Source organism: Furfurilactobacillus entadae, assembly GCF_045862745.1.
Lineage (GTDB): Bacteria > Bacillota > Bacilli > Lactobacillales > Lactobacillaceae > Furfurilactobacillus > Furfurilactobacillus entadae.
Window position 1 is genome coordinate 44,674 of sequence record NZ_BQXN01000011.1, and the last position, 8,947, is coordinate 53,620.

Below are 8,947 nucleotides of genomic sequence, written 5' to 3' on the forward strand. Positions count from 1 at the left end.
GCTTCAAACGGCGTCTTAACCCAGTCTCGTTCTGACTGCCGAAAACGCGAACTGAAGCGCAGGCTTCGACTCATCTAAGAGAAACACCCCCTTCATGAACAAAGAACGTCCATAAAGGGGGTGTTTCTCTTAGATGAGGGAGCCTAAACGCGCTTCAGTTCGCTCTCCTTATTTTCTAAACATCTTAAATTGCAGGAACAGATCGTTATACAATCCCGTGTCCTTCACACCCAGATCCTGATAGATCTGCGTATTCTTCACTACACTAGCGCTTGGATAAAATTCCTTATCGTTACGCACCGCCGCTGGCAACAGTTTCTCTGCCGCACTGTTGGGCGTTGAATACCCAACGTAGGCCGCATTTTGTTTAGCATTTTCCGGTCGATTCATAAAGTTAATGAACGCGTAAGCCGCCTTCACATGTTTGGCCGTCTTTGGAATCACAAAACTATCCACCCAGAGGTTCGTGCCCTCTTTCGGAATGACATAGTGCAGGTGATCATTGTTACTGATCATCTCCGCTGCATTGCCAGAGTAGGTCACGGCCACAGCAGCTTCATTTTGCTCCATGTACATCATGATCTCATCGTCTAAAACGGCCTTCACGTTTGGTGTCAGCGTCGTTAGCTTGCGCTCCGCCGCGTTTAGTTGCGTCGTGCTAGTCGTGTTCACCGAGTGACCCTGGGCCATTAACGCCATCCCCAGAATGTCTCTGGACGAGTCCACCAACATAATGTTGTCCTTGAACTGTGGCGACCACAGATCATTCCAGCCGGTAATGGTTCCGGGTTTCACAAATTTATCGTTATAAACAATCCCCAGCGTTCCCCAAAAGTATGGAACCGAGTATTCATTGTGCGGATCAAACGCCAGATTTTTAAACTGCGGCGAGACGTTGTTCATCCCCGTTAACTGCCGTTGATCCAACTTTTTCAACAGGTGATCGGCCTTCATCCGCTGAACCATGTACTCACTCGGCACGGTCAAATCATACGAGGTGCCACCCTGCTTGATCTTAGTAAACATTGATTCGTTACTATCAAACGTTTGGTAAGAAACGTGAATCCCCGTTTCATGTTCAAACTTTTTAATTAATGCCGGGTCGATATAATCGCCCCAGTTATAGAGGTTTAGCACGTTGTCGCCAGTCCCCGTGATACCTTGTGACCGCTGGAGGTGCTGTGACATCACCGCTAGCCCTGCACTAATTGCTAAAACTGCAATCACCAAACTCATTAGCCGTTTCATTTGATCACCGCCTCAGTTTGTTCATTACGCAAGCGGTTCTTCACCTTCCGGCTCTGGTGTGCCTGACCAAACACATAGTACCCCGCAATGAGCACTAACGAAACAAGGAACCACAACGCTGACAACGCGTTGATCTCAAGGTCGACCCCCTGCCGCGCACGCGAGTAAATTTCCACGGATAGCGTTGAGAAGCCGTTTCCTGTTACAAAGAACGTGACAGCAAAGTCATCCAACGAATAGGTGATTGCCATGAAGAAACCCGCTAAAATACCGGGCATGATGGCTGGTAAAATCACGCGTGTCAACGTTTGCCACGCATTTGCACCTAAATCAGCCGCAGCCGAAATCATTGAGGCGTTCATTTCGTTTAGCTTTGGTAGGACCAACAACACAACGATCGGAATGGAAAAGGCAATGTGGCTAAGCAACACTGACACAAAGCCCAGTCGCAGCCCTAACATCGTGAAGAAAATCAGAAAACTGGCCCCGATAATGACGTCGGGTGAGACCATCAAAATATTGTTAAACGATAACACCGTTTGCCGAATGGCCCGGTGCCGGGTCTCATAAACGGCTAATGCCCCCGCCGTCCCGATAATCGTCGCGCATAACGACGACAGGAGGGCCACAATTAGCGTGTTTAAGACGATTTGAAGTAACCGGGGGTCATTAAACAGCGTTTGGTAATGCGCCCACGTAAAGCCCTGAAAATGGCCCATCGTGTTGCCCTTGCTAAATGAGTACAGCACCAAGAATAGAATCGGTGCGTACAAAATGACGAAGACCACGATCAGATAGGTGCGCGCCCACCCTGATAATTTACTTTTCATGGCGTTTGGCCCCCTTTCTCCGTTCGCCAGTAACCAGCATCGTTAGCAACATGGCCACAATTAGGACAACCCCAATCGTGGACCCCATGCCCCAGTTTTGTGTAACCAGGAAGTGCTGTTCAATTGCAGTCCCCAGCGTAATCACACGGTTTCCCCCAATCAAGCGGGTAATCATGAATAGTGATAGTGACGGGATAAAAACAGCTTGAACCCCTGCCTTCACGCCATCCAAGGTCAACGGAAAGATGACCCGACTAAACGTTTGCCACGGACTGGCCCCTAAATCACGGCTGGCATTCACATACGATGGTTTTAGCTCTGCAATCGCGTTGTAGATTGGAAGAATCATAAACGGAATTTCAATGTAGGTCGCCACGAACAAAAAGCTCGCGTCTGTAAACAGGAGTTGCTTTGGGCCAATCCCAACTAGGGACAAAAAACTATCTACGGACCCACTGCGTGAAAGCAGGCCAATAAAGGCGTACGTCTTTAATAAGAGGTTGATCCACGTAGGTAAAATGATCAAAAGAAGCCATAACTGTTTATGCTTTAATTGATTCAGTAAATACGCCGTTGGGTAACTGATCAAAAGGGTGATCAGCGTAATCAAAAAGGCGTACCACACGGAGTTAAACGTCATTTTCAGGTACACACTGGACTGAAAATACGTGGCGTAGTTTCCTAACGTTGCGTGCCCCGCAACGTTGAAAAATGATTGATAAACAATCAGGATCACCGGTGCGACCACAAACAGTGCAAGCCACAAGCCATACGGAATGTAATAAAAAAGTTTATTCTGTTTCACCGGTCTGATTCCTCACCTTCATACGTTTCCAGCCGAGCATCAAAATCTTCCTCGGACTCGTTAAACCGCATGACGTGAATGTCCTCCGGATCAAAGAACAGGCCCACTTGAGCCCCCACTTCCGTTCGGTGAATGGATTGGATGCGCCACGGATTACCCGTTTCATCGTGGCCGGTAATTTCAAAGAACACGCCGCGAAACAGCTGCGTATCAACCGTAATATCCAGCATCCCCTGATCCACCGTGGTGATGTCTAAGTCTTCAGGTCGAAGGACAACCTCAACCGGCTCATTTGGCTTCATCCCGGCGTCCACACAATCAAACTCCTTACCGGCAAACATGACCCGGTAATCACGAACCATTCGCCCACGAACAATGTTACTTTCACCAATAAAATCAGCGACAAAGTGGTTGATTGGTTCATCATAAATGTCCACTGGCGTTCCGGTTTGTAAGATTTGGCCGCTGTTTAACACAAAAATTTCATCACTCATGGCCAAGGCCTCTTCCTGGTCATGTGTCACAAAAATAAACGTGATTCCCAACCGTTGTTGCAATGCACGAAGCTCATACTGCATTTCTTTACGAAGTTTCATGTCCAGTGCTGACAGCGGTTCATCAAGCAACAAGACGTCCGGTTCATTGACGATGGCACGCGCAATCGCCACCCGCTGCTGCTGACCGCCAGATAGTTCGTTGATTTCGCGGTTTTCAAAACCAGATAATTGCACCATTTTTAGCGCATCCAGGACCCGGGTTTTCATTTCCGCCTTCGCCACTTTACGCAAGGTCAACGGAAAGGCCACGTTATCAAAAACGTTTAAATGCGGAAATAACGCATAATCCTGAAAGACCGTGTTTACTTTTCGCTTATTTGCCGGGACGTCGTTGATCCGTTTGCCGTCAAAGAGGACGTCCCCACTGGTGGCATCCGTAAAGCCCGCAATCAGCCGCAAAATTGTGGTTTTCCCACAACCAGACGGGCCGAGGAGCGTATAAAATTTTCCTTGTTCAATTTCAAAATCAATCCCTTTAAGAACCGTGGTGTCATCGTAGCGCTTCACGATGTTCTTAAATTCAATAATGGTTTTTGCCAAGCGTGTTCCCTCCATCACCATTAAATCTGCACTCTCATGCGGTTTCTATCGGCTTTCATAGTACCCGAAAATAACGTAAATAACTAGCAAATTTCATGACGTCCGTTAAGTGTTAACGCCATGTAATAAATCCACCTGACCCCGCGCAGGATCAAGTGATCATCGTTGAATGGTTCTGACTGCCGAAAACGCGATTAAACCGTCAGACCCCTACTCATCTAACGTAAAAGCGCACCCACGGACAAAGACCGTCCGTAGGTGCGCTTTTACGTTACCTGAGTAGGCCTAAACGGCGTTTTAATCGCTCTCCTAACCTACTTGATATAAACGTCGCGGAAGAACAATGACGTTCCGTTTGGATCAATCGTTAAGCCCTTGACGTCTGGTCGTTGCATGTACACGTAAGCGCCCTGGAAGACCGGTGCCGCAAACGCGTCATTCTTTACAATCTGATGTTCAGCATCCTTTAAGAATTCCCACCGCTTCGTTGGGTTCGTTGCGTAAGTCGTGTTCGCTTCCACCACGTCCTTCAAGTACGTTGGGTTCTTGTAGTCATCATCCAAGTGGTATGCCCCACCATCCGTAATGAATTGGTAAGGATCTTGGTAATCAGGACTCCAAATTCCGTAAATGATGTCGAATTGGTAATTATGACCGAAGTTTAACCGCTGCTTCAACGGCACTTCACGCACGTTGATCTTCAATCCTGGCAAGGTCTTTTCGTACGAGCTCTGCATGAATTCTGCGACAGCCTTTGATTCTGGTGTATCAGCTGATAAGAATTCCAACGTGAGGTTTTTCTTCCCTAGTTCACGGAGCCCTTCCTTAAATTCCTTTTGAGCATACTTCTTGTCGTACGGTGTCAAATCGCCACTGTACTTCCGGAAGTCTTCACCGTTTGCGTTTGAAACAAAGTTAGCCGGAACCATCCCGTTCAGCGGTGTGGACCCATCCTGTAACACGTTATTCGTTAATTGCGACTTATTGAAGCCCGTTGCCAGCGCCCGCCGAATGTGCACGTTTGCCGTTGCCGCCCGCTTCGTATTGAAGTTAAGATACCCAATGGCCGGAATTTTCCGACTGTGGTAGCCCTCACGCCCCTTATACTGCTTGACGTATTCATTATCGAGATCAATAAAGTCGAGCTTACCTGATTGATACAGGTTTGCCGCGGTACTTTCAGACTTAACCGTCGACATGGAAATCTTCTTGATCTTCACGTCCTTGGCGCCCCAGTAGTCGTTGTTCTTTACAAACGTCCACTTGTCGTTTGTTCCCGTCCAACCGGTCACTTTAAACGGCCCGTTGTAAATGGCGTGTTCAGAGCTCGTCCCGTAGGCAGCCCCCTGTTTCTTAACGTACGCTTCATCCTGTGGTGCGTACGGTGCCGTTGCCAATAATTGGTTCAGGTACGTGATCGGGTTTGCCAACGTCACTTGCAACGTGCGTTTGCCCAGTGCTTTGACCCCTAAATCAGAAAGGGGCTTTTTCCCAAGCCGAACATCCTGACCATTGGCCAATGCGTCCATGTTTTGTGAGTTTGGTGACCCTGTTGTGGGATCAACCACCTTCTGCCATGCGTACACATAGTTGGCGGCTGTTACGTCATCGCCGTTCGTCCACTTGTTCTTTCGCAGCGTAAACGTGTACACCTTTTGATCCTGTGATACCTTCACGGATTCTGCGCCCGCTAACACTGGTTTTCCATCCTTACCAATTCGGTACAAGCCCTCAATTGAGTTTTGGATGGCTTCGCCAGAACTGATGTCAGAATATTTGTTACTGTTCAACGTTGCTAATGCGTCAACGGTCCCAATTCGAAAATTATTCTTACTGGTTGTTGCCTGCTTATTATTGCCACATGCTGCTAACGTAACTGCCGCTACAATAAGCATTGCAGCCACACTCATGATGCGTCCAGTTTTCTTTAACTGTAAACGTCTCACACTCTTCGCCCCGTACTTTCTTTACGAATTATTTTTTAATGATGGCTATAATTAATATTCACACTGTTCTAACTGGTTACACACGTTCAGACAACATCGTTTCATCTTCGCTTAACCTCCATAATGACAACATAAAAGGCCCGACCAACAAGTGGTCGAGCCTAGTTTACCTCGTCTAATTAACCACGACGCTGTAACCTAGATGCCCACCTGTTGAACCACACTAAAACAAGCACACAGACATTGTGTACAAGTAGCAAATTCAACAAGGTTCATTGTGGACATCATCATGGTTACCTCCCGTAATTGCCTACCGTTAAACTTACTGAACATAAGTGCAAAAGTCAATAAAATTCTTTCCGATCGTTAGCTGATCCGCTTCAAAAAAGAAAGCGCTATAATGAATTATATCTTTTTGCCTCAAGGAGTATTCACATGAAAAATAATCAATTTGCTCGCCTCGACGTCGATTATTCGACCGCTCTTACAGAGCTCCAGCACGTGCACTTTTATGACGATGTTATTGCTCATACCCCCACAGGTACATTTGCTTACCGATTACTCTTACGGAAAGCGTTTCTTGATGTGACAACAGGAAGCGCGTTTGACATTAAACTCGCTGGCTTTCTGGCCACACCAACAATGGATTTAGCGACTTGGCTTGACCAAGAACAACCGGTTACCAGTGACGTCTTTTATCGAGTTGCCCTGCAACTTCTCGGGTTTTTAACGCCCGTTGACTTTGATCTTGCTGATCCACTGACCGCCATGAACCGCATCCAATTGCCTGTTCACCCAAGCGCCACCACCGACTGGACAAAAGAAGATGTGCTCGCTGCATGGTACTTACTGCTCACCACCCACAACAAGAACGGGCAAACTTACCTAGACCAGCTTGCTGTTAACGGCTACTTCGTTCCGTTTTATGATCTTCCTGCATCAGAAAAGCCACTGTTCTTTAACGGAAAGGCCCAGCCAGTTTTTGATCAGGCAACCCTTATTCGCGAGGTTGTGTACGTGGAAAGTGACGTTGATAGCGATCACGACGGTCATCTTGACCTCCTAAAGGCTGAAATTATTCGCCCACTGGATACCAATGCTGGTTTAACGGTCCCTGCCCTCTATACCGCAAGTCCTTACAACCAAGGGGTCAACGACGAGGCTGGCGACGCACTCATGCACGACATGAACGTGCCGCTAACCCAAAAGCCGGTGTCCACGACAACTGAGGCTGACTTTGCGCCGGTAGCGGCGCCTGATCCACTCCCTGCACCACGGAGCGTTGCTGGTCACACGACCGTCGCTGAAGAAACGTTTGGGCGTGAAAAAAGCTATACCCTGAACGATTACTTCTTGGCCCGTGGCTTTGCCGTCGTTTATGCAGCTGGCATTGGGACCATTGATTCTGACGGGGTTCAAACATGTGGTTCAGAGGAACAAACACAGGCCACAACGGCCGTTATTGAATGGTTAAACGGCTCACGTAAAGCCTTTACTAACCGTCAGGATAACATCGCCATCACCGCCTGGTGGTGTAATGGCAGCATTGCAATGACCGGCCGCTCTTACCTTGGGACGTTAGCCACAGCGGCGGCCACGACGGGCGTCAAGGGATTGAAAACGATCATCTCTGAGGCCGCCATTTCTTCATGGTATGACTATTATCGTGAAAATGGTTTGGTTGTGGCGCCCGGTGGGTTTCCTGGTGAAGACGCTGACGTCCTCGCGGTGGAAACGTTTAGTCGGATGAAACGTCCCGCTGATTATTACGCCATCAAACCATTTTTCGATGCGCAAATGGCCGCAATGGCGACCGCGATGGATCGTGAATCCGGCAATTATAATGCCTTTTGGGATGAACGCAATTATCGAAAGAACATTGATAACATCACCGCAGACATCGTGATGGTCCACGGCTTAAACGACTGGAACGTCAAACCACGTAACGTTGAGCGTTTATGGGCTGGTTTGCGTCATGTTCCCGTCGCCAAAAAGCTCATTCTTCATCAAGGCCAACACATCTATATCAACGCCTTTCGGTCCCTCGACTTTACCGACATGATGAACCTCTGGTTGAGCCACGAACTGTACGGAGTGGATAACGGCGCCGTGGAACAACTCCCAGATGTGTTGATCCAGGATAACCTCACGCCAGAAACCTGGACGCCGGCAACCGATTGGGCAAACGAAACCCAGCCTACCCACCGCTATTACTTTGCCAATGACGAACTGAGCGACGTCCCAGCTAATCACGGCGCCCAATCATTCAGTGATCAGTTACCCGAAGAAACGTTTGCCCACTACGCCGCTCACAACAGCGCCTGGGAAACGGACTTGCTAACGCCCACTAAGAACGCCCTCGACCAAAATCGGCTCTTAATGCGCTCCGCACAGCTCAATGAGCTACAAGTCATCGACGGTAACCCCACCGTTCACGTTACCGTGGCGGTTAACCAGCCATTAGGCCTTTTGAGCTTCCAACTGGTCGATTATGGTGACGCTAAACGCCTCAATGAAACACCCACCACCCTTGATCCTCATGGCCTCGATCTTGGCTTCCACTGGCGTGATGATAATCTTCGCGAATTCATGCTGGCGAGCCAAGCGACTCCGTTTAAGATGATTACTAAGGGCCACATCAACCTTCAAAATCGCCGGCACCCATGGCAAAACGAAGAACTCAAGCCCAATGAATTTTACGATGTCGACATTGAACTTCAGCCCACCTTCTACCGTGTGCCAGCGGGTCATCAGCTTGGCCTTGTTGTGTATGCAACTGATTTTGGGATGACAGTTCGTGGCAACCAGGATTTGCGCTACTCCATTGCGTTAGATCATAGTTATGTGGACGTTCCGCTCCACTAGCAGCATTTTTAAAAGCACCGGCATTCTCTAAGTTAGAGAATGCCGGTGCTTTACTTTCATCTGCTTCTAAACGCAGACCTCTGCTCATCTAAGCAAAAACAGGCACTCCATGGAAAAATCACCATGAAGCGCCTGTCGTTGCCGATTCTAACCGCG

Annotated in this window: 6 protein-coding genes; 1 reads left to right on the forward strand and 5 read right to left on the reverse strand. The window is 48.4% G+C overall.

What is annotated here, in order from left to right; genetic code table 11:
- Positions 1 to 168: 168 nt before the first annotated feature.
- The 5 genes from ACKTR5_RS06315 to ACKTR5_RS06335 all read right to left on the reverse strand — a co-directional run bounded on the left by ACKTR5_RS06315 (position 169) and on the right by ACKTR5_RS06335 (position 5,926).
- Positions 169 to 1,248: an ABC transporter substrate-binding protein gene (locus ACKTR5_RS06315; RefSeq protein ID WP_407880073.1), complete on the reverse strand. Its 1,080-nt coding sequence runs from the start codon at positions 1,246 to 1,248 to the stop codon at positions 169 to 171.
- On the reverse strand, positions 1,245 to 2,078 hold the full coding sequence (locus ACKTR5_RS06320; protein WP_407880075.1) for an ABC transporter permease: 834 nt from the start codon (positions 2,076 to 2,078) through the stop codon (positions 1,245 to 1,247). The genes ACKTR5_RS06315 and ACKTR5_RS06320 overlap by 4 nt, the downstream gene beginning before the upstream one ends.
- Complete coding sequence (locus ACKTR5_RS06325) at positions 2,068 to 2,883, reverse strand: ABC transporter permease (protein WP_407880076.1); 816 nt, start codon at positions 2,881 to 2,883, stop codon at positions 2,068 to 2,070. The genes ACKTR5_RS06320 and ACKTR5_RS06325 overlap by 11 nt, the downstream gene beginning before the upstream one ends.
- On the reverse strand, positions 2,880 to 3,980 hold the full coding sequence (locus ACKTR5_RS06330; RefSeq protein WP_407880077.1) for an ABC transporter ATP-binding protein: 1,101 nt from the start codon (positions 3,978 to 3,980) through the stop codon (positions 2,880 to 2,882). The genes ACKTR5_RS06325 and ACKTR5_RS06330 overlap by 4 nt, the downstream gene beginning before the upstream one ends.
- 314 nt (positions 3,981 to 4,294) lie before the next feature.
- Positions 4,295 to 5,926 (reverse strand): peptide ABC transporter substrate-binding protein, encoded by a 1,632-nt coding sequence (locus ACKTR5_RS06335; RefSeq protein ID WP_407880078.1) that lies wholly within the window; start codon positions 5,924 to 5,926, stop codon positions 4,295 to 4,297.
- Positions 5,927 to 6,361: 435 nt separating this feature from the next.
- Between ACKTR5_RS06335 and ACKTR5_RS06340 the strand changes: the two genes are divergently transcribed.
- Positions 6,362 to 8,791 (forward strand): Xaa-Pro dipeptidyl-peptidase, encoded by a 2,430-nt coding sequence (locus tag ACKTR5_RS06340; protein WP_407880079.1) that lies wholly within the window; start codon positions 6,362 to 6,364, stop codon positions 8,789 to 8,791.
- The last annotated feature ends 156 nt before the right edge of the window (positions 8,792 to 8,947 follow it).